Source organism: Armatimonadota bacterium (genome assembly GCA_039679645.1).
Classification (GTDB): Bacteria; Armatimonadota; UBA5829; order UBA5829; family UBA5829; genus UBA5829.
Genome location: JBDKUO010000033.1, coordinates 57,280 through 77,626, shown reverse-complemented (window position 1 = coordinate 77,626; position 20,347 = coordinate 57,280). Strand labels below are relative to the sequence as shown.

At 51.8% G+C, this 20,347-nt stretch carries 18 protein-coding genes; 10 read left to right on the top strand and 8 right to left on the bottom strand.

Annotated features, from left to right (window positions below):
• The first annotated feature begins 168 nt into the window (after positions 1-168).
• Positions 169-2,097: a 1-deoxy-D-xylulose-5-phosphate synthase gene (gene dxs, locus ABFD83_07005; GenBank protein ID MEN6356818.1), complete on the top strand. Its 1,929-nt coding sequence runs from the start codon at positions 169-171 to the stop codon at positions 2,095-2,097.
• Positions 2,075-3,115 (top strand): type 2 isopentenyl-diphosphate Delta-isomerase, encoded by a 1,041-nt coding sequence (fni, locus tag ABFD83_07000; protein ID MEN6356817.1) that lies wholly within the window; start codon positions 2,075-2,077, stop codon positions 3,113-3,115. The genes dxs and fni overlap by 23 nt, the downstream gene beginning before the upstream one ends.
• Before the next feature lie 33 nt (positions 3,116-3,148).
• Here the strand turns inward: fni and ABFD83_06995 are convergent, their stop codons facing one another.
• Complete coding sequence (locus tag ABFD83_06995) at positions 3,149-3,928, bottom strand: ATP-binding protein (protein ID MEN6356816.1); 780 nt, start codon at positions 3,926-3,928, stop codon at positions 3,149-3,151.
• Positions 3,929-4,063: 135 nt separating this feature from the next.
• Positions 4,064-5,089, bottom strand: a complete 1,026-nt coding sequence (locus ABFD83_06990) for an aldo/keto reductase (GenBank protein MEN6356815.1) — start codon at positions 5,087-5,089, stop codon at positions 4,064-4,066.
• A gap of 151 nt (positions 5,090-5,240) precedes the next feature.
• Here ABFD83_06990 and ABFD83_06985 point away from each other — a divergent pair, with 151 nt between their 5' ends.
• Positions 5,241-5,636, top strand: coding sequence for an ATP-binding protein (locus ABFD83_06985; GenBank protein MEN6356814.1), 396 nt, complete (start codon positions 5,241-5,243; stop codon positions 5,634-5,636).
• Positions 5,637-5,887: 251 nt separating this feature from the next.
• Here the strand turns inward: ABFD83_06985 and ABFD83_06980 are convergent, their stop codons facing one another.
• On the bottom strand, positions 5,888-6,577 hold the full coding sequence (locus tag ABFD83_06980; protein MEN6356813.1) for an STN domain-containing protein: 690 nt from the start codon (positions 6,575-6,577) through the stop codon (positions 5,888-5,890).
• A 257-nt stretch (positions 6,578-6,834) separates the two neighbouring features.
• Here ABFD83_06980 and ABFD83_06975 point away from each other — a divergent pair, with 257 nt between their 5' ends.
• A complete protein-coding gene (locus ABFD83_06975) occupies positions 6,835-7,302 on the top strand; it encodes a GNAT family N-acetyltransferase (protein MEN6356812.1) in 468 nt (155 codons plus the stop codon).
• A gap of 51 nt (positions 7,303-7,353) precedes the next feature.
• Here the strand turns inward: ABFD83_06975 and ABFD83_06970 are convergent, their stop codons facing one another.
• The 4 genes from ABFD83_06970 to ABFD83_06955 are packed head-to-tail and all read right to left on the bottom strand — an operon-like array spanning position 7,354 to position 9,696.
• Complete coding sequence (locus tag ABFD83_06970; GenBank protein MEN6356811.1) at positions 7,354-8,280, bottom strand: PfkB family carbohydrate kinase; 927 nt, start codon at positions 8,278-8,280, stop codon at positions 7,354-7,356.
• Between the two features lie 9 nt (positions 8,281-8,289).
• Complete coding sequence (locus tag ABFD83_06965) at positions 8,290-8,634, bottom strand: DUF86 domain-containing protein (GenBank protein MEN6356810.1); 345 nt, start codon at positions 8,632-8,634, stop codon at positions 8,290-8,292.
• Entirely contained in the window at positions 8,621-8,929 is a 309-nt protein-coding gene (locus tag ABFD83_06960; protein ID MEN6356809.1) for a nucleotidyltransferase family protein, read from the bottom strand. Before ABFD83_06960 ends, ABFD83_06965 begins: the two co-directional genes overlap by 14 nt.
• The gene (locus ABFD83_06955) at positions 8,926-9,696 is read right to left on the bottom strand and encodes a WecB/TagA/CpsF family glycosyltransferase (protein ID MEN6356808.1); all 771 of its coding nucleotides are present in this window, start codon (positions 9,694-9,696) and stop codon (positions 8,926-8,928) included. The genes ABFD83_06960 and ABFD83_06955 overlap by 4 nt, the downstream gene beginning before the upstream one ends.
• A 141-nt stretch (positions 9,697-9,837) precedes the next feature.
• Between ABFD83_06955 and ABFD83_06950 the strand changes: the two genes are divergently transcribed.
• The 4 genes from ABFD83_06950 to ABFD83_06935 all read left to right on the top strand — a co-directional run bounded on the left by ABFD83_06950 (position 9,838) and on the right by ABFD83_06935 (position 17,857).
• Complete coding sequence (locus tag ABFD83_06950; protein MEN6356807.1) at positions 9,838-11,373, top strand: sugar ABC transporter ATP-binding protein; 1,536 nt, start codon at positions 9,838-9,840, stop codon at positions 11,371-11,373.
• Positions 11,370-12,329: an ABC transporter permease gene (locus tag ABFD83_06945; GenBank protein MEN6356806.1), complete on the top strand. Its 960-nt coding sequence runs from the start codon at positions 11,370-11,372 to the stop codon at positions 12,327-12,329. Before ABFD83_06950 ends, ABFD83_06945 begins: the two co-directional genes overlap by 4 nt.
• 155 nt (positions 12,330-12,484) lie before the next feature.
• The gene (carB, locus tag ABFD83_06940; GenBank protein ID MEN6356805.1) at positions 12,485-15,613 is read left to right on the top strand and encodes a carbamoyl-phosphate synthase large subunit; all 3,129 of its coding nucleotides are present in this window, start codon (positions 12,485-12,487) and stop codon (positions 15,611-15,613) included.
• 12 nt (positions 15,614-15,625) lie between these two features.
• Entirely contained in the window at positions 15,626-17,857 is a 2,232-nt protein-coding gene (locus ABFD83_06935; GenBank protein MEN6356804.1) for a family 78 glycoside hydrolase catalytic domain, read from the top strand.
• Between the two features lie 2 nt (positions 17,858-17,859).
• Here the strand turns inward: ABFD83_06935 and ABFD83_06930 are convergent, their stop codons facing one another.
• Positions 17,860-18,303 carry a protease inhibitor I42 family protein gene (locus tag ABFD83_06930; GenBank protein MEN6356803.1) on the bottom strand — a complete coding sequence of 148 codons (444 nt, stop codon included), beginning with the start codon at positions 18,301-18,303 and terminating at the stop codon, positions 17,860-17,862.
• 140 nt (positions 18,304-18,443) lie between these two features.
• Here ABFD83_06930 and tgt point away from each other — a divergent pair, with 140 nt between their 5' ends.
• The gene (gene tgt, locus ABFD83_06925; protein MEN6356802.1) at positions 18,444-19,631 is read left to right on the top strand and encodes a tRNA guanosine(34) transglycosylase Tgt; all 1,188 of its coding nucleotides are present in this window, start codon (positions 18,444-18,446) and stop codon (positions 19,629-19,631) included.
• Between the two features lie 46 nt (positions 19,632-19,677).
• Entirely contained in the window at positions 19,678-20,346 is a 669-nt protein-coding gene (locus ABFD83_06920) for an HD domain-containing protein (GenBank protein ID MEN6356801.1), read from the top strand.
• Position 20,347: the final 1 nt, after the last annotated feature.

Genomic DNA, 20,347 nt, shown 5'->3' with positions numbered 1-20,347 from the left:
ACCTTGGCTCTGCCATTAACCCAAAACTCACAACTCGTAAATCGCCACTCTTTCGCTGTGTTTGCCGCGGCGGTAAGACTGGGAACAAAGCCTAATAGCGGCTACATTGGGGCGGCCAGGGGTCTGGGCTCTTATCCGCTCTCAGCTATTTTCGAGGAGTTGCAGATGATAGGCAGTCTACTCGGCTCTCTCAATCTGCCCGAAGACCTTAAAAATTTATCGAACGCACAACTGACAAAGCTCGCGCAAGAGGTCCGGGCATCAATACTGGAAGTGGTAAGCGCAAACGGCGGCCATCTGGCCCCGTCGCTCGGTGTTGTTGAACTGACAATCGGACTGCTGGCCGTAATGGACGTGCCGCATGACAAGCTGATCTGGGACGTCGGCCATCAGTGCTATCCGTATAAGATTCTTACGGACCGGCGCGACTGCTTTCACACACTCAGGCAGGGCGGAGGCATCAGCGGCTTTCCCAAGCCGTCAGAGAGTTTGTATGACTCGTTCGGCACGGGACATGCCAGCACATCCATATCGGCGGCTCTGGGGATAGCTCAGGGCAGGGACCTTGCAGGTGAGAAATATCGCGTGGCTGCAGTGGTAGGCGACGGCGCTTTGGGTGGGGGAATGGTATGGGAAGCAATCAATAACGCCGGGGCATCGGGAGCCAATATGCTGGTCATATTGAACGACAACAAGATGTCCATATGCCCGAGCATAGGTGCGATGGCGGCTCACATCGCCCGTTTGAGGACCATGCCGCTTTACAGAACGGTTGAGAGCGGCGCGCAGGAGATTATTCGCAGGATGCCCTTGGGCGGCGGACTAATGAAAAAGACCACTCAACTGCTCAAGCGCGGGCTTACAAGCTGGGTCTCACCCACCAGCGGCACAATTTTTGAAGCTCTGGGTTTTGAGTATCTCGGGCCCATAGACGGCCACAACATAGCCGAACTCAAACACTTTATATCTCAGGCATTTGAGATGAAAGGCCCCGTGCTGCTGCATGTAGTCACTGTTAAGGGCAAAGGATATTCTCATGCGGAGCACAATTCCAGGCATTTTCATGGGATAGGCCCGTTTAACTCAGATAACGGCAAGGTCCCTGAAAAGTCAAAGAGGACTTTCACCGATGTCTTTGGGCGAACTCTTACGCAGCTTGCCAGAAAGAACTCCAAAATTGTTGCGATCACAGCCGCAATGCCGGACGGCACAGGTCTCAATCGGTTTGCAAAGAAATACCCGAGCAGATTCTTTAACGTCGGTATAGCCGAAAGCCATGCCGTCACATTTGCAGCAGGCCTCGCCACAGCCGGGATGAAGCCTGTAGTGGCGATCTACTCGACATTTCTGCAGCGCGGTTATGATCAGATCGTTCACGATGTCTGCCTGCAGAACCTGCCCGTGATTTTCGCGCTGGACAGAGCGGGTATTGTGGGTGAAGACGGGCCGACCCATCACGGCGTCTTTGATCTCTCGTATCTGCGGCATATGCCCAATTTGACTGTTATGGCCCCACGGGATGCATGTGAGCTTGCCGGTATGCTGAACGCTGCATTAAATATCGACGGACCCGTGGCAATTCGTTACCCGAGAGGAGCCGCGGTGGGCCCAAAAAGATTGCAGATGACCTCAATTGATGTCGGCAAGTCAGAACTGATGCGCGATGGCGCGGATGTCGCGATCATAGCCGTTGGACCCATTGCCAATGAAGCGCTGGAGGCCGCAGCACAGCTCGGTATCATGGGAATAAGCGCGCGAGTTATCAATGCGCGGTTCGTAAAACCTCTGGATGATGCTGCGATAATTGCGGCTGCCTCGGAGTGCGACGGAATAGTGATTGCAGAAGAGAATGCGATATGCGGCGGTTTTGCATCAGCCATGCTCGAATGTCTTGCCCGCAGCGGCTCTTTGGATGTGCCAATCGAGATTATCGGATTGCCTGATGCGTTTATAAATCACGGCAGCGCTGCCCACCTCAGAGCGCAATACGGCATTAACAGGCAAGGGATTGTGGACGCAGTCGACGCGGTCCTTGCAAGGACAGACAAACGACGCGAAATTCGGAGGCAAGACATTGTCATTCGCCAGAGCATATGAAAATATCCAGCGCAAGGCCGATCATATTGAGGTGGCGCTGCATCAGGATGTCGAGTTTCACTTACGCACAGCAGGCTTCGAGCGATATTCGTTTGTCCATGAAGCCCTGCCCGAGATTGACCGCAATGATATAGATATGTCGACCATGCTCTTCGGCAAGAGTCTTTCGCTGCCGCTGATGATCTCTCCTATAACCGGCGGCTCGCCGGAGACAGCAGAGTATAACCGGATATTTGCTGAGGCAGCGCAGAGATACGGTCTGGCGATGGGAGTGGGAAGCCAGCGCGTGGCGCTGGAAAGCCCCGATCTTGAATGGACATTTCATGTGCGCGATATAGCCCCGGATATCTTGCTCTTTGCTAACCTTGGCGCGGTCCAGCTCAACAACGGCTGCGATGTAGACTCATGCTGCCGCGTGGTCGAGATGATCGGAGCCGATGCGCTCATTCTTCATCTCAATCCCCTGCAGGAGTGCGTTCAGGAACACGGCAATGTGAACTTCCGTGTACTCTCTGCGCACATAGGCGAAGTCTGCGATTCTCTGGATGTGCCTGTCATCGTCAAAGAGGTCGGCCATGGCATTTCAGCCAGGACCGCATCTTTGCTGGCGGATGTAGGTGTCGCAGGCATAGATGTCGCCGGAGCAGGTGGCACGTCCTGGGCAAAGGTCGAGAGCAAAAGAAGTGTAGATACCGCTTTATCCGCCTTAGGCGAGACGATGGGCGAATGGGGAATATCCACAGTAGATAGCTTGCTTGCCGCAAAAAGTGTGGCTCCCAGCCTGCCGATTATCGCGAGCGGCGGGGTGCGAAGTGGAGAAGATATAGCCAAGTCGATTGCACTGGGCGCATCAGTGGCGGCAATGGCGCTGCCTTTCCTTAAATGCGCGGCAATATCACCTGACACACTCTTCGAGAGGATCGAACGGCTGGCTGAGGTGCTTGCCACAGTGATGTTTTGCACCGGCTCAAGAACCATACATGATCTGCACAAGGCCAAGCTGGTTGAGCATACATGAGTCTTCTGCTTCGCGGGCGAATTCCCAAAGGTTCTAGCTTTTGCGCTTGACCATCCTGACGGTGGTGCCGGAGTTGAAGTGGAAGCTGACCTCGTCCATCAGCGCATGGATGCAGTAGATACCTCGGCCATGCTCCATAAACAGGGCATCCTCAAAACTGGGAATTTCATTATAATTGAACCCGGGACCATTGTCGCTGACAGAGATGCAAAACCGCTCTTCGCTGGCCAGGCAGCTCACCGTAAAAGCGGCATTATCGATGTCCTTCGAGCCGTATTTGATTGCATTTGTTATGGCCTCTCCGACTGCCAGCAGGATATCATTGATCGCATCCTCGCTAAAGCCTGCCGCCATTGCCATCTTGCCGACCCGGTGCCTTGCCTCGCGGCAGTTGGATATTATCGACTCCAACGTGAAGACATCTATGTCCCATGAGCTTTCAGCCTGAGTGCAAGTCTCGGGTGAACAATCATGAGCGCAGTCCTTACAGAGGCAGAACATGTCCCAGAGATGATGCCTGTCCAGCATGTCTTTGACAGCCGTGCTGGCGGCGGTCAGATGCAGCTTGCGGTGGTGGTCTTTGAAAACTTCCGCTCCCTTTGCCAGCCCCTGAAGCGCCGAAGTATCCATTGCCTCCAGATTGTGCAGGTCAAGGGAGACACAGCCCCCGTCCTGATCTGCTATCTGTTCAAGCACGGCAACCACACGGGATACATTGGAGCAATCTGCTCTGCCACTCAGTATGACGGACGGCCACTGCCCGTCCGCTTCTATTTTAACAGCCAAAGGAGCCGAGTCAATATTATGAGACATAAACCTTGCTAACCTACCAATTATTGCAACAATACATCTGCTTGTACGGAAGAGGATACCATCGGTACGCCATTCAGTCAAGGGGTAAGCACAGGTGTTTTTACCAGTTTTTTGCTTATTTGTTTCTCTGCGGGTTTAGGGCTGCGAATGCTCTCTGTAAAACTCTTCATAATCGGCAAGCATTTTATTTAGCAGTGCAGGCGTATCCAGGCCATATGGGCAGCGCGATTTGCATTGCCCGCAGCGCATGCAGTTTAAGATTTTGCGCATTTCGTCATGCCATTGCTTAGTCATAAACTGCTGGTAAGGCATTCGCCTCAGCAGCAGACCCATGCGCGCCGCCATAGGGATTTGAATACCAGCCGGGCATGGCATGCAATATGCGCATGCGCGGCAAAAGTCTCCGGCCAGCTCCTTGCGGTCACTTTCAACTGCTTCACGCAGTTCATCATCCAGAACAGGCGGCTCGGAATCAAGCCTTATAATTTCCTCCAGCTCACTCATGCGCTGGAAGCCCCATATTGGGACGAGGTTGTCATACTGTCTCAAAAAAGCAAATGCCGTTCGAGCATGGGTCAGCAGCCCTCCTGAAAGCGGCTTCATGGCAATAATTCCTACGTTTGCTGCCTTACATCGATTAATTACTTCAAGGTCATCGCTGTTTGAGATATGGCAAAGCGGATACTGAAGAGTGTCATATAAGCCTGACTCGACAGCCGCTAAAGCTCTTTCGCGATGGTGATTGGTAACGCCGATAAACCGGGTCATTCCCTTCTCGCGGGCCTCGATAAGCCCCGCATATGATGACTCAGGATCTTCCGGGTTTGGCAGTTCGGCCGGGTTGTGCAGTTGGAGCAGGTCTACATGGTCCGTGCGAAGGTTTTTAAGGCTGGTCTCCAGGTCCGAAAGCACGCCTGCGCGAGTCGTCGATGCGCTCTTGGTGGCTATGATAATCGAATCGCGAACATCAGAGAGAGCGTAGCCGATCTTCTCCTCGCTGTCCGTGTATGCCCTTGCTGTGTCATAAAAAGTGATTCCTGCGTCATATGCTCTCTCTAAAATTTGCGCCGCCTCATGAATTTCCGTGCGCTGCAGGGGCAGCACACCGAACCCTGTGCGCGTGACAGTCATATTAGTGCGTCCGAGAATTGTCGTTTCCATTTACTACCGTCCTTAACAACAGGATATCAACATCACTGTTCGCGTGCAACCCTTTTAACCGGCGGTTTGATGCAGCCCGCAGCGGGATAAACTCAACATGTTTAATATGAATAACCTAAGTTCCGAACAAAATTTCTTGAGTTCAGGCAAGATGGCAGTCATTACCAAGCAGGCTGGGCTGTCTGCCGCGCGTAAGAGGATTACCTATGTAGCCAGGCAGTTAAGGTTCAGCGCAGAAGAGACAGAGGCGCTGCTGCTTGCCGTGGGCGAGGCGGTCACTAATGCTTACGTGCACGGTACGCCTGAGCCCGGTGCCGGTTTGATATACCTTGGCTGGCAATGTGAGGGAGACACCCTTATCGTCACAATCAGAGACGAAGGACTTGGAAAATGTGATAAAGGTCGTGTTCCATTATCCGAACAGCGCGTAATCATGCTTGGCTGCGGCATCGAACTGATGCGAAGCGTAATGGACGAAGTGGATATTCGCTTTGAGCGCGGCACAACCGTGATTCTGAAGAAGCGAAATCGGTCGTTGATAATTTAGCTTGTGAGTGTAAAAAGCAAAAGGACCCGGTATATCCGAGCCCTCCGCCATTACAAATATTCACTTTTTCAATCTTCAATTGGGCTGACCAAAACGCCGCGCCCAATGAGGAATGATAAGTATAGACTTACTTCTCGCGCGCCGCATGATCAGAATACTACGATCATAGTATACCCGTCTTTTGGCAAGAGGTCTATTACTCTCATGACCTAATTATCGTAATACTTTTGTATTAGTCGCGCTGCTATAGACTACCAGCCTCGGTTGTAGTTGTTGTATCTGTTATAGTTTCCATAGCCGGTTCCGTATCCGCCATATCCGCCGTAGCTTGATCCGTAGTTGCCGTATCCGGTGGTAGCCATGCCGCCGAAGCTCATATTGCCCATGCCGCCGTAACCGTTTATCCCCCCGAAGTTTCCATAACCACCGAAGCCTCCATATCCGTTGCCGAATCCGCCGTATTCGCGTCCGCTGCCCATTGCAGCCAGTATTTCGGAAGCGCTTGAATAGTTGAGCGGAATCTTATCTATTATGACATCGGGGGAAGACGTTGGAGACTCGACCTCGGGAATTGGGGATGGAGGATAAGGGTTCGACACACTTTCCGTATCCCGCCTCTTACTGATGATGTAGATATTCTGGTCGATTCTGTAAACAAGTCCCATGGACTTGACAAGCGTCTTTAGGGCCGTGTCAAAAGAAACATCCTTGAATGACATAGCCGGAATTGTGCCGGTCACATTCGCGTCAAGCGCAAAGTCTTTACCGGCATTTTTGAACAAAGCATCGAGTGCGGACTTGACGTCCACATCCTTTAGATCCATGCTTATTGTCTCCGTTGACTTTTCTGTGCTCGCCGTATCCGCCGCCTGTAAATGCATTACACCAACAAAAAGAACAGCCGTTACAACCAGCGCAATTTGAACAGCCTTCCCCATCATTTGATGCCTCCCGAAAAACTTGTTTGTGCCGCACTACATATTATTAGACTCCGAAACCTTGCAATTAATTACATGTTGAGACGATAAAAATGCTTTCATGTTCCACTTCGACACAATCCCACTTTACCCTTGTCGAATATGCACTAATCTGATGAATAAAGGATATAAAGGAGAAAATGCAGAACGCGTCTAAGTGAGTTTGGAAAGAACACAGGTCCTGCCTGAATAGATCAGGCAGACACAACAGGAGTGATTGTATGGCTGATATGCTGGTTAATCTTCTCAATCTGCCCGAAGACAAGGGTTTTGAACATCTAAAGCAGGAAGGTATTTTGATTCGCCGAATAAGGTCTTTTGAACTGTCCATATTGCGCAGATTTATTATAGAGAACTTTAGCGAGCGCTGGGCAGACGAAGCCAGTGTATCTCTAAAGCATGATCCGGCTACATGCTTTATTGCGACCAAGGACGGACAGATAATAGGATTTGCCGCATATGAGTGCACTACCCGGGACTATTTCGGGCCGACCGGTGTGAATGAAAAAGCTCGCGGTAAAGGAGTGGGTAAGGCTCTGCTGCTTGCCTGTCTGCACGCTATGCGGGAGATGGGCTATGTATATGCAATAATTGGCGGTGCCGGGCCGACCGGGTTCTATTCAAAAGCATGCGGCGCTGTGCCTATTGCGGAAAATTGGCCGAGTTTTTACACGGATGCCTTGAAATAAGGATTTTATAAATCCCTCCGGAAGAAATTTCTGGAGGGATTCAGGATTTTATCAGCCCATCGGTTCGAAAAAAACGATCCGTCTGAACTCGTCGTAGCGGTTGTTGATGTCAGTAAGGGTGAGGCGTTTGAACATCCCAAGGCTGAAATCCTGCACATTGTAGGATGCCAGTGTGCTTCCATAGATAACGGCATTGCGGATATTCATATCGCTGACCTCATCTGTGCTTGCGATGTAGCCCATGAACCCGCCTGCGAAGCTGTCACCCGCACCCGTGGGGTCGGCAACTTTGGTAAGTGGATACGATGCAGCCGCAAAGCATGTGCTCTCACCACAATACATCACTGCGCCGTGCTCGCCCTTCTTGACCACCACATACTTTGGGCCATATTTGTGAATCTCGTTTGCGGCGAGGGTTATGTTGACGATTCCGGTAAGCTGCCTTACCTCGGCGTCGTTGATAAATACAATGTCCACACGCTTTAACACTTCCAGCAGAGCGTCTCGCTTTGATGAGATCCAGAAGTTCATGGTATCGCACGCAGTAAGCTTTGCGCCCGGAACCTGATCGAGTACCTTAAGCTGAAGCTCAGGATCGATATTTGCAAGAAATACATATTTGGAAGACTTATAGTCATCGGGAAGAGTCGGACTGAAGCTCTGAAAGACATTGAGCTCGGTGAGCTTTGTGTTCGCCTGGTTCATGTCTCCTTCATAAGAGCCTGCCCAGTGGAATGTCTTGCCGCCGGGGATAGTCTGGATACCGCGGGTGTCGATCTTTCTTGACGCAAGGAAGTCCAGGTGCTCCCTGGGGAAGTCTTCGCCCACTACCCCGACTATTTGCACAGGTGTAAAGAAACTTGCGGCTACCGAGCTGTAGACCGCTGCTCCACCCAGTGCGCGTTCAACCTTGCCATGAGGCGTCTCCACTGTGTCAAGCGCTACGCTTCCTACTATTAGAACATTGTTGTCAGGCATAATAATAGATTATTCCTTTTCTTCTAGAATAGCTTGCAGTCTCTGCGTTAATGCAGGTAGGTCTTGAGAGACAATGCTCCAGACAATATCAAGGTCAACATTGAAGTAACCATGAATAAGCCTGTCTCGGGTGCCTGCAATTTGCTTCCAGGGGACCGAGGGCCAGTTATCTCGAACAACTTCGCTAACTGATTTGGCCGCTTCCCCAATAATCTCCAGCAGCCGGACTATTGCCAGGGACAGCAATTCGTCAGTTTCAAGATCGCACTTGGTTTTGCCGGTGGTAAGTGCGGTTGCCTTTTCTGTGGCATCCAGCATGTGCATCAGGCGCACACGATCTTCACTGCTCAACATAGACAAGCTCCGACTCGTTTATCACGGCATCCCGAAAATAGTGACTCAGGAAACCTGGAGTGTTGAGGTCCACCTTGCGGCCGAGAAGTTCGGACAACTCATCTTGCATTTCGAAAAACGCAAACCCCGGCACGTGGCCCGGCTCGAACTCGATCAGCACATCCACATCGCTTGCAGGTCCGAAGTCAGAACGAAGCACCGAGCCAAAAAGCGATAACCGCTTTATATGGCGACGCCGACAGTAATCGGCTATGGCTGCTGTATTAAGCTCGACATTACGTTTTAAGTCACTCATTTTTGCGCTCTCTTGCCGCCAAACAGCCTCTCCCGATACACCATCATCAAGAACTTGGGCAGCACACTCACTTTTGAGAACTTGCTCGGGTCTTTGGCAAGTCGATATGCCCACTCGAGGCCATGGTTTTGAAACCATATGGGAGCGCGTTTCACCTTGCCGGAGAACACATCGAATGATCCGCCGACCCCTATCGCAACGCTTATTCCCATATCGCTCATGTATCGCTTTATAAACTTTTCCTGCCTCGGGATTCCCATCGCAACAAGCAGCGCTTGTGCGCCGGACTCCTTCACCAGACCGGCGATCTGGGGGTCACGATCAGGTTTGAAATAGCCATCGTGCGTGCCGGCGACATTCATCCCCGGGTATGATTTTGCAAGATTATCGGCGGCAGCCTCAGCGATGCCGGGTTCGGCGCCAAGGAAAAAGACGGAGAAACCATCCTCGGCTGACATCCGGCATATCTCACGCGCAAGGTCAACTCCGCTTACCCGCTCTATCAGGGGAGCGCCCAGAATCTTTGCCCCTTTAATTATACCAGAGCCGTCCGGCGTAATCAGATCAGCCTTATTAATTATATCTCTGAGATCAATATCATCCTGAGCGCGGGCTACCATTGAAGCATCCGCAGTGACGATCATGTGCGGCTTGCCGCTTGCTATGAAGCGTTTAATCGCATCCAATGCGTCCGCCATATTGATACGATGCACTTTTATGCCGAGAATGTTGATGAAGGGAATGCTTTCTTCCATTGGTGATGACATTATACAGTCCTAGAAAATTTCGTATGACTCTTACATTGACAACAAATTAAACCGCGAATGCCCGCATGCTGTCAAGAAGACAGACTCATTTCAGGGCTATTTACAAGTTTCAACGAAGGCAAGTATAATTAGGACAATATAATGCAGAGACCAGGTAAATCAACCACAATGCCAAATATTCAACAACCTCTGTTGACAATGAAGGGAATAACCAAGCGGTTTCCCGGAGTGCTTGCCTTACACAATGTTGATCTTGAACTGGATCAAGGCGAGATACTTGGCCTGATAGGTGAGAACGGCGCCGGTAAGTCAACCTTGATGAAAATCCTGGGCGGCGACTATCCTGCCGATGAGGGCGAAGTAATCTTCGAAGGATGCAGCGTTCAGATGAATGATGTGCAGGACTCGATTGCTCTGGGTGTCTCGCTGATCCACCAGGAACTCTGTCTGGCTCCCAATCTTGATGTCGCATCCAATATTTTCCTCGGCCATGAGCCGCGCAGAGGTTCTTTCAAAATTGTGAATCGCAAGCAACTCTATTCTCGCGCAGACGAACTTGCCGGGCGCGTGGGTATTACCGCTGCCTTAACAGATCTTGTGGAGAGCCTCTCTCCGGGCGAGCAGCAGCTTGTCGAGATTGCAAAAGCGCTCTCATATGACGTGCGCATACTTGTCCTCGACGAGCCGACAAGTTCACTGAGCCCAGCCGAAGCCGACAAGCTCTTTGAGGTCATGAAAAAGCTCAAGAGCGAAGGCGTCGCGATGATCTATATATCGCACCGCCTCGGCGAGGTGCAGGAGATGTGTGATCGGGCAGTGGTGCTGCGCGACGGCTGCCGGGTCGGCGAGCTTGATAAGGCTAACCTGACGCCTGATGAGATGGTAAAGCTGATGGTAGGGCGCAACATTTCCCGCTTTTCCAGTGATGACACCGAGCGGCATGAAGGTGATGTAGTGCTCTCGGTGCATGATTTGGAGTATGTCGGCGGCAAGGGCACTGTCAGCTTCGATCTAAGAGCCGGTGAGATACTTGGAATCGCTGGGCTGGTGGGCGCAGGCCGCACGGAGCTTATGCAGGCTCTGTTCGGTGTCGAGCCGAAGCATTCCGGCGATATCTATATGGGCGGGCAAAAGGTCGATATAAAATCATCGACGGATGCTGTGCGCGCTGGGATGGGTTTTGTGCCTGAAGACCGCAAGGATCTCGGGGTCCTGCTGGAGATGAGTGTCACAGAGAACATATCGCTGGCCGGAATCGGCACATACAACCCGCCGTTTATGGACCGCAAGCGCGAACTTCAGGTAGCAAAGGAACATGTGGAAGCGCTGGAGATAAAGACTCCGTCGCTTTCGCAGGAAGTGCAGTTCCTCTCTGGCGGCAACCAGCAGAAAGTCGCGCTTTCAAAGTGGCTCAGTCTGGACCCGAAAGTCCTGATACTCGATGAGCCGACTCGCGGAATCGATGTAGGAAGCAAGAGCGAAATATATAAATTGATCCGTGATCTGGCAGATAAAGGGATGGGCGTTATTATGGTCTCATCTGAAATGGAAGAGGTAATAGGCCTGTCGGACAGAGTCCTGATAATGCATGAAGGGCGCTGTACCGGCACACTCGATCACGACCAGATTAGTGAAGAAAATATAATGCAATTGGCAACCGGAGGTAAGGCGAGTTGAAGAAAATACTCGGTATGATATTGCTGCTGATAGGGCTGATGGCTATTATATGCGTCTACCAGTATTCTACAACCGGAAGTGTCGTGTTTTTCAGCCCGGTCAATATTTCAAATTTGGCGCAGCGCATCGGCATGCTCGGCATCTATACCCTGGGAATGGGAATAGTGATCCTTTCGGGAGGGATCGATCTGTCGGTCGGCTCCGTTGTGGGACTCGTAGGTGTAGTAATCGCCATGGGCTATGTCAACTACGGCTGGAGCCCATGGCTGATGAGCCTTATAGTGCTGCCGTTTTGTGCGCTGCTGGGGTTCTGGCATTCATTTTTGATTGGGCGTTTCAAGCTGCAGCCTTTTATCGTGACCCTCAGCTCGCTCCTGTTGCTCAGGGGGCTTGCAAGAGGAATTTCAGGAGGTAAGGGGATCACACTCGAGCATCCTTCCTTCGCTGTGATCGGCAATAATTCGATTTTGGGAATACCCATACCTTTTCTTATACTGATAGGATTGTCTTTGATAGTCGGGTTCATTATGAACTACACTGTCTGGGGACGATATCTATACGCTATCGGTCGCAACGAGGAAGCCGTGCGATATTCGGGGATCAAGGTCAACAAAATGCGTACGCTGGCCTACGTTATGTGCGCCGTGCTTGCCGGAATAGCGGGTATAGTCGAGGTATCATACACTGGAGACGTGCAACCTGCAAACAGTGGTCTGATGTATGAAATGTGGGCGGTTGCCGCAGCCGTGCTCGGCGGATGCAGCATGCGCGGCGGCGAGGGCACTGTGATCGGCATTATAGTAGGCTCTGCGCTGATCCGTTTGATGGACAATGGAATCAACCTGATGGGTATTCCGTCGGACTGGCAGTGGGCAGTAATCGGCATAATTATTATCTGCGGTGTTATTGCCGACGCAATGCACAAACAGCGCCAGGCAAAAAGGCTCAAGGCATAAGAAGGTTTCCTTGAGCCTTTTGCACAATATAGACATATACTTTATGGTCCGGATGGGCATAACGAAAAGGTTGCCCCCGGGCCACAATTATTGGTGTAGGACTTTGGGGCAAGGCCTCGAATCCGACGCAGTCGAGAATACATGGTGGATAGATAATGCCCAAGAGAACTGATATCAGAAAAATACTTGTCATAGGCAGCGGACCCGTCGTGATCGGTGAAGGCGGCGCGTTTGATTATATGGCTGCGCAGGCCTGCCGCGCTCTTAAAGAAGAGGGATGTGAGATTGTTATGGCAAACTCCAATCCATCGACCGTCACTACAGACCCGAATCTTGCCGACAAGACATATATAGAACCGCTCACTTGCGATTCTATTACAAAGATAATCGAGATCGAAAAGCCCGATGCGCTGCTGGCAAGCATAGGTGGGCGCAGCGCACTCAACCTCGCATTGGCTCTTGAACATGAAGGAGTGCTAGCGAGCCATCATGTGAGTATGATCGGCACAGATGTAAATGTGCTCTCAAAGTGCGAGGACCTGTCTGTGGCAAGCTCCGCAGGTGCCGCCTTTTCCATCGGCAAGAACGCACACTCGATGGAAGAGGGCATGCAGATCATAAGGCAGATCAAGTTCCCTGCGATCCTTAGGCCGGCGGGTGTCGCCGGTGGAGCGGGCAGCGCCGTCACGTATAATCTGGAAGAGTTCGGCGAGATGCTCGCGTTTGCTCTCAAGACAAGTCCTGTGCGCCAGGTGCTGATCGAAAAGCCTTATATCGGCTGGAAGAGTATTGAGTTTGAAGTTTTGCGCGACTCATCGGGTCGCGCTGTTACAGCAGCGGGCATGGAGAGTATAGACCCGACAGGTGTTCATTCCGGTGACAGCACAATGGTCTATCCTATCCAGACACTGGGCAGCGAACAGATAGAAAAACTCTCAGAGCTTTCTAAAAAGATTGCTGACGCATCCGGCGTAGCAGGTTCTATGAGCATAGGTTTTGCAGTTGAGCCGACTAGTGGAGAGATCGTGGTCCTGGATGTCGACCCGATTGCGACCAGATTCACTGCTTTGGCCAGCAAGGCCGCAGGTATTCCAGTGGCAAAGATATCGGCTAAGCTGGCGCTGGGAATCGGACTTGACGAGATTATGGTTGCTGATAAGCCTTGTTCCGAGTTTGTGCCGCCGAGTGATTACGTCGCAGTTAAAATGAGCAGGTTCGACTTTGATAAATTCCCCGGCGCGGACACCACTCTAAGCACGTCCATGAAATCTGTCGGTGAAGCGATGGCATTCGGCAGAAACTTCAAAGAGGCCCTGCAAAAGGCAGTCAGGTCTCTGGAAACCGGCCATCAAGGCATGGGTGCGGATGAAAAAGGCGTATGTCCCAGCGCAGATCAGATAAATGAAGCGCTTGCTCGTCCTAACCCCGAAAGGCTCTCCTTCATAAGATGTGCCGTTGCAGCCGGTATGACGGATGATGAAATTCGCGAGATTGCCAAAGTAGACTCGTACTTCATCAGCCAGATACGGGAGTTAGTAGAGTTTGAGAAGAAGCTGGCAGGCAAGTCGCTGGTAGGAGTGCCGTCTGAAACGCTGCTTGAGTCAAAGCAGCTTGGTTACTCCGACGCGCAGCTTGCCGTGCTTCTTGAAACCGACGAGGAGCAGGTCCGCACGCGCAGAAAAGTCCTGGGCATTCGCAGCGGTTACGATGTTATTGGCAGCATGTGTTTTTCCACATACGACCCGAAAGACAATTGCACTCCAACTTCGTCTGGCAAGAAAGTCATCATCATCGGCGGCGGGCCAAACAGGATAGGGCAAGGGATAGATTTCGACTACTGCCGGGCGCATGCTTCTCTGGCTCTGACCGCGGCGGGATACGAGAGCATTATAATAAACTCAAACCCTGAGGCTCTCTCCACCGATCCCGACATATCCGGCAAGATATATTTTGAGCCTCTCACAAGCGAGAACGTGCTTAGTATAGTTGAGCGTGAGAAGCCTCTAGGTGTAGTTATTGCGTTCGGAGGCAGGGCAGCGTCTAAACTTAGCGCCGATCTTTCAAAAGCGGGAGTGAACATACTCGGGACATCTCTCCAAAGCATGCAGCGCGCCTCAAAAGGTGAGGTCATCGGCAAATTGGGTCTCAAGCAGACCCAATCCTGCATTGTAACTTCCCAGGCGGAGGCTTTGAAGTGTGCTCACGAAATCGGCTACCCCGCTCTCGCAAGGGGCAATGACGCTGTGCGGATTGTCTACGATGACATCGATATGGCTGCGTTTTCCCAGGAAATCGGAGATATAGCGCCCGAGAAGCCGCTTGTAATTACAAAGTTTGCCGAGAGTGCGATCAAAGTCGACGCGATTGCAGTCTCAGATGCTGAAGATGCGGTAGTATGTGGCATAATGGAGCACATAGAGCAGGCCGGCGTCCATTCAGGCGACAGCGCTTCTTCTTTACCTCCTTACAGCCTTACGCAAGAGACAATTGAAGAAATAAAACGCCAGACACGGCTCATCGCGGTGGAGTTGGGCATTCGCGGACTTATGAGCGCCCAGTTCGCAATCAAAGACGGTGAAATCTATGTCCTTGGCATCAATCCTCAGGCTTGCCGGATGGTGCCTTTTGTATGCAAGGCCACAGGTGCAGACTGGGCAGGCGTTGCCACAATGATTGCGTTGGGCAAATCGTTGAAGGAGCAGGGCGTATCCGAAGTCGAACCGAGACGGGTCTGCGTAAAGGAAGCAGTGTTCCCGTTCACTAGGTTCCCGGGAGTCGATGTAGTGCTCGGCCCGGAGATGAAGTCCACGGGTGAAGTGATGGGCATCAACGAAAGCTTCGGGGCGGCATACATCAAAGCCGAAATAGCCGCAGGACAGCTCTTACCCGATAAAGGCACTGTATTTATGAGTGTTGCCGACGCGGACAAGAGTGAAGCTATTGAAATAGCGCGCAAACTCAATGAACTCGGGTTTGAGATTGTGGCAACCCGCGGCACTGCTAAAGCGTTCAAATCTGCCGGGCTGTCTGTCCGTACGGTCTATAAGATTGGCGAGGGACGCCCGGACGCCACAGACCTCATCAAAAACGAAGAGATAGACCTGATTATCAACACTCCCAGCGGCAAAAAGCCCAGACAGCATGAGGTCACGATCAGGAGCGTGGTTGTTGCACGGGGAATCCCGATCATCACTACAATCGCCGGAGCAAAGGCGACTATCTTCGGCATGGAGACCGTCCGTAAACATCACTCCAGTGTGCGAAGCATGCAGGAATATAAGTAAGAGGATAGATCAGTGTTATCGGATATGGAAGCAAGCTGGGTATGGCCGTCGGATCATGAGTGCGGCCCTAATCAATATGTGCAGTTTCGGCATGAGTTCGATCTGGTCGAATTAATAGATACGGCTAAGCTCATCATCAGCTGCGATACCAACTATGCATTGTGGATAAACGGAGTCTTCATAGACTGCGGTCAGTATCATGACTTTCCCAATCATAAGATTTACGATGTCCTCGAAATTGGCAATCTAAAACAGGGCAAAAATGTGCTCGCATGCCTTGTCTATTATCAGGGCGAGGGCAGTTTTCAGTATCTCAAAGGCCAGCCTGGTCTCATATATCAGCTCGAAGCCGGTGATACTACCGTCACGAGCGGCAAAGACACAATCTGCAGGATCGACCCGAACTACAAAAGCGGGGAGATAGATAAAATCACAGGTCAGCTCGGCTATACCTTCGAGTATGACGCCAGAGAGGCAGACAATTGGCGAGAGCCTAATTATACGCCCGGAACTGACTGGAGCCGCTTATCCGATAAAGACATGCTCAGCGCTCAAAACCGTCCGCTTGAAGCCATCCGTCCCATCAAAAAGCTTGTCTTCAAAGATAGAATAGACCCTCGCATCGCTGCCCAGGGAGCCTTTATCAGAAAGACCAGTGATGACACTTCGCTGGCAGAGCGAATGCAGACAGACTACCTGTCACCAAGGTGGGTAATGGACAAGCAGGGCAACGGCCCGCTCAATTTCATGTATGACAGCCTTGGTGACGCGGACGGCCAGTATCTGGTCTTGGACCTCGGCAGGGAAGAGTCAGGCATTTTTGATCTGGATATCGATGCTGCAGCCGGGACAATCGTAGATATCTCCTGGGGGGAGCACCTCGACGACCTGAGAGTGCGCTCGTATGTCGGCGGCAGGAACTTTGCCTCCAGGTATATCTGCAAAGAAGACCGCCAGAGGTTCACGCATTACTTCAAGCGTTTGGGCGGTAGATATATTCAGCTTCACCTAAGCAATATGTCTGACAATGTCACAATCTATTATGCCGGAATTATCCCGACAGAATATCCGATAGAGCATAGAGGCAGCTTCACCTGCTCCGATAGTCTACACAACAGGATATACCAGACCTGCGCGCGCACGCTGCACCTGTGTATGCATGAGCATTATGAGGACACACCCTGGCGTGAGCAGGCTCTATATGCCATGGACATGCGTAACCAGGCTCTGGCAGGTTACTATTGTTTCGGTGAATATGACTTTCCTGCCGCTTCCATTGCTCTTCTCGGAAAGAGTCTGAGGGAAGACGGTTTTCTGGAGATGTGCGCGCCTGCACAACTATCTATTACCATTCCCGTTTTCAGTCTTGCATGGGTCCTGGCTGCTGCAGATCATTATCAATACAGCGGAGATATAGATGCGCTGCGCACTTCATATCCCGTAGCAAAGTCTATACTTGATAAACGGGCTGAGTCTATAGTTGATGGGCTACTGCCAGTGCCATGCGGCGAGCAGTACTGGCAGTTCTATGACTGGGCTTACTGGCTTGACGGCGGCGAGAGGATATTGGACAAAAAACGCTATGATGCCCCACTCAACCTATTCTATATACTTGCCCTCGATGCTGCTTCATCACTGGCTGAAGCTATGGGAGACGACGAGGCAAAGGCTGCCTACCAATCACTCGCAAATAGATTGAGGAGTTGCATCCACGAAGTATTTTGGGACTCTCAAAACGGCGTCTATCAGACATATACAGGCGAGGGTGCGGATAATGACAGCGCTAGAGACCACCATTGTGAATTAGTACAGTCACTTGCAATCCTGGCCGGAGTGTGTTCTGAAGAATCCGCTGCTGCGCTGCGTAAAAGACTGGCCGATGAAGATAACGGCCTGGTGAAAACTACCCTCAGCTACAGTCTCTACAAGTTCAAGGCGCTGCTTACCGACCCGGACTCATATGGCGCATATGTCTTCGACCAGATAAAGCGTGACTGGGGTTACATGCTCCTAAGTGGCGCGACGAGCTTTTGGGAGACCATAAAAGGCGCCTCCGATTTTGGCGGCGCGGGCAGCATGTGCCACGGCTGGTCCGGTATACCGGCCTATTTCTACCAGGCGTATGGTCTCGGCATCAAACCGACTGCACCGGGGTTTGCAAAATATGATCGGGCCCCCGCCTCACAGGTATTCAAGAGCATTTCTGGAACAGTGCCTACTCCACATGGACCGATAATGATTTAGAATCATGGCACAGTTACGGCGAATGTCTGCGTCTTTACCGGCGCAACGTCTTTCTCCCATGGGCGCGCGTATTCCAGGATTATCTGAGTCGTTCCCTTGCTTATGGCTTGAAATGTCCATGTCTCAGTGCCGCCTGCACCCATCAGTCTGCTGTGAGGCTCGTTATAGACACTGCCTATGAGCTTTAATACCCTGTCATCCGGTTGATTGCCCAGCCGCCACTGGTAGCCCGTGGTAGCATTGGATTGCAGAGTGATCGCAAACTCGCTGCCGGCATTTGCCGCAATCGGTATTGCTTGCGTGGAAGAGGCAGGCACAGTCGTGGTGATGGAGATCGTATCTCTTGGCTGCGGCTGTTTGTCATCTCCAGCCGCCGCAGTCACAGCAAGCGTCAGACTCGCGAACAGCATAAGCAAACGAATGGTAAAAGCCATATGTGCATTCATCTTAAGTACCCCCGAATATAAAGGACTCGTCTTCAGAGTAATTCTTGCCCACCAGCGCGCATTCCTGTATCATGACCATATAGAGTGGAATGGTCCGTGCTCTCAGCTTTCCACTCTTCGCTCTTAACTATTTTAAGGAGATCATCAAGATCAAATTTGATATATTGACCACCGACCATAAAACGCGCGCGCGGCGCGGTCGGCTCACTCTAAATCACGGCGCTGTCGAGACTCCGGTCTTTATGCCCGTAGGCACGCAGGGGACGGTGAAGGCCATCAGCCAGGAAGAACTCACCGATATGGGCTTTGAGATCATCCTGGGCAATACTTATCACCTGTATCTGCGCCCCGGCCACGAGCTTATCAAGAGCCTCGGCAACCTGCATAAGTTCATCAACTGGAATGGCAATATTCTTACCGACAGCGGCGGGTTTCAAGTGTTCAGTCTGGAGCACATCCGCAAGATCGGCGAAGATGGAGTCGTTTTCAGGAGCTATGTGGACGGCTCGTACCACGAGTTCACGCCTGAGCGCGTGATGGAGATTCAAAGCGCTCTGGGCTCGGATATCGTGATGGCTTTTGACGAGTGCGCTCCGTATCCCTGCACCGAAGATTACGCCCGTGAGGCCATGGTCCGCACGCATGAATGGGCAAAGCGCTCACTCGATAGCCATGATTCCAGTCAGGCGTTTTTTGGGATAGTGCAGGGAAGCGTTTATCCCGAACTCCGGCGCCAGAGCGCAGAGTTTATTGCATCGCTGGATACTGACGGGATCGCCATAGGCGGAGTTTCAGTCGGCGAAGGCAAGGAACTGATGATGAACGCCGTCGACTGGTGCGTGCCCCACCTACCGGAGAGCAAGCCGCGTTACCTGATGGGGGTTGGAACGCCTGAAGATATCCTTGATGCGGTGGTGCGCGGGGTCGATATGTTCGACTGCGTGCTGCCTACCCGTCTCGGGCGCAACGGCTCGCTGTATACATCTTATGGCAGGATCAACATTAAGAATAATAAATTTATAGACGACTTCACGCCGGTCGACCCGGATTGTGACTGCTGGTGCTGCAGGAACTATTCGGCTGCCTACCTGCGTCATTTATATAAGTGCGATGAGATCCTCGCATCGCGCCTTGCGACGTATCACAACCTCTACTTCTACCGGACTTTGATGATAAATATCAGGCAAGCTATAGAACAGGGCTGCCTGACCGAATATAGGAAAGAGTTTCTGGCGAAATATCGCATGCATCGCGCGTCCGTTCACGATGAGGTCAGCCGTCAGGAGCCTACGGCGAAGGTTGATCACTCGGTTCGATTGGAATACTAGCCAAGCCTGCGCCAATTCGAGGCCAGGCTGCATTGGAGATATAGAGATGGATCAAAACATAGTAACGCTGGAGAGTGTTCGGCACGACCCTAAGGTTCGGACTTTCATCGAAGCCGCAAACTCTCAGATGAATGCTCTCGGCTACACCGAGCACGGCTTTCGACACGCCGGGATAGTGGCGGAGACGGCTCGCGACATAATACACAACCTCAGCCACAACGGCAGGACAGCCGAACTGGCCGCCATTGCCGGTTACCTGCATGATATAGGCAATGCGATCAACCGCCTGGGTCACCCGGATACCGCTGCGCTGATGGCATTTACACTGCTAAATGAGATGGGCATGCCCGCCACTGAAGTGGCTGAAGTCATCGCAGCCATCGGCAACCATGAGGAAGAACTTGGCGCTCCGGTGAGCGCAATAAGCGCCGCGCTGATACTGGCTGATAAGTCGGATGTGCACAATTCCCGCGTGCAAAACCAGAACCCGCTCACATTCGATATCCATGACCGCGTCAACTTCTCGGTGCAAAAGTCGAATATGCGCGTCGATCAGGAGAACAAGAGCATCAATCTTGAACTGACGACCGATGACCAGTCAGCTTCGGTGATGGAGTATTTTGAGATATTCCTGAGCCGCATGCTCATGTGTCGCCGTGCAGCCGATTTCTTTGGATATAAATTTAAGCTCATAATCAACGGAGTGGATATGTAAG

Bases quoted from the DNA above. Each gene is read 5' to 3' on its own strand.
- ABFD83_06995 (MEN6356816.1), bottom strand. From the start codon at position 3,928: ATGTCTCATAATATTGACTCGGCTCCTTTGGCTGTTAAAATAGAAGCG.
- ABFD83_06990 (MEN6356815.1), bottom strand. From the start codon at position 5,089: ATGGAAACGACAATTCTCGGACGCACTAATATGACTGTCACGCGCACA.
- ABFD83_06985 (MEN6356814.1), top strand. From the start codon at position 5,241: ATGGCAGTCATTACCAAGCAGGCTGGGCTGTCTGCCGCGCGTAAGAGG.
- ABFD83_06980 (MEN6356813.1), bottom strand. From the start codon at position 6,577: ATGATGGGGAAGGCTGTTCAAATTGCGCTGGTTGTAACGGCTGTTCTT.
- ABFD83_06975 (MEN6356812.1), top strand. From the start codon at position 6,835: ATGGCTGATATGCTGGTTAATCTTCTCAATCTGCCCGAAGACAAGGGT.
- ABFD83_06970 (MEN6356811.1), bottom strand. From the start codon at position 8,280: ATGCCTGACAACAATGTTCTAATAGTAGGAAGCGTAGCGCTTGACACA.
- ABFD83_06965 (MEN6356810.1), bottom strand. From the start codon at position 8,634: ATGTTGAGCAGTGAAGATCGTGTGCGCCTGATGCACATGCTGGATGCC.
- ABFD83_06960 (MEN6356809.1), bottom strand. From the start codon at position 8,929: ATGAGTGACTTAAAACGTAATGTCGAGCTTAATACAGCAGCCATAGCC.
- ABFD83_06955 (MEN6356808.1), bottom strand. From the start codon at position 9,696: ATGTCATCACCAATGGAAGAAAGCATTCCCTTCATCAACATTCTCGGC.
- ABFD83_06950 (MEN6356807.1), top strand. From the start codon at position 9,838: ATGCAGAGACCAGGTAAATCAACCACAATGCCAAATATTCAACAACCT.
- carB (MEN6356805.1), top strand. From the start codon at position 12,485: ATGCCCAAGAGAACTGATATCAGAAAAATACTTGTCATAGGCAGCGGA.
- ABFD83_06930 (MEN6356803.1), bottom strand. From the start codon at position 18,303: ATGAATGCACATATGGCTTTTACCATTCGTTTGCTTATGCTGTTCGCG.
- ABFD83_06920 (MEN6356801.1), top strand. From the start codon at position 19,678: ATGGATCAAAACATAGTAACGCTGGAGAGTGTTCGGCACGACCCTAAG.